Raw genomic sequence first — 525 nt, 5'->3', positions numbered from 1 at the left:
CACGACACTGCTACCAAATAGCCGGTCGCAACAGAGGCGTTAAAGCACGCCAACTCGTCAGCCATCTTTCGGTTGGCGGGTTTCGTTCTTTAAGGGCTTAACCCTCAGCGGGAAGCGCGTGAATCGTGCTCAAGGATCGCCGATATGCCCGCGTGCCTTGATGTGGTCTGCGGGTGGCAGTGTTGTCACTGGTGGTTAGCTGTTTCCTTTCTGCCGTTGCTGCGTGTGGTGGCTGTGGGTGTTAGCTGCTGTCGGGTGGTTCCTCTGGTGGTTGTCCTGCTTGTTCGGTGTTGAGTCTGGCGACTGCTTCCTGGTATTCGGGCATCGCGGTTATCGGTGTTCCCCAGGGTGGGATGAAACTAACCCCGGTATTCAGCCGGTACATGTAGCCGCGCCCGGTGGGTTTTAAAGGGTCATCATCGTTAATACCGTTGTGGTAGGCGCACAGGAAGGTCAGGTTCTTAATGTTGGTGTAGCCGCCTGCTTGCCAGGGGATGAGGTGATGGATTTGGCAGTAATCAGCTG

General features: G+C 56.0%; 1 protein-coding gene. It reads right to left on the bottom strand.

What is annotated here, in order from left to right; all coding sequences use genetic code 11:
- Positions 1-241: 241 nt before the first annotated feature.
- Positions 242-525 (bottom strand): HNH endonuclease signature motif containing protein (locus tag HMPREF2806_RS13390; protein ID WP_198531351.1); only part of this gene is annotated, 284 nt, incomplete at its 5' end.

Origin of the sequence: Corynebacterium sp. HMSC076G08 (assembly GCF_001811515.1) — a bacterium.
GTDB lineage: Bacteria > Actinomycetota > Actinomycetes > Mycobacteriales > Mycobacteriaceae > Corynebacterium > Corynebacterium hiratae.
The sequence above is the reverse complement of the archived record's forward strand: the minus strand, read 5'-3'. Positions and strand labels throughout refer to the sequence as shown.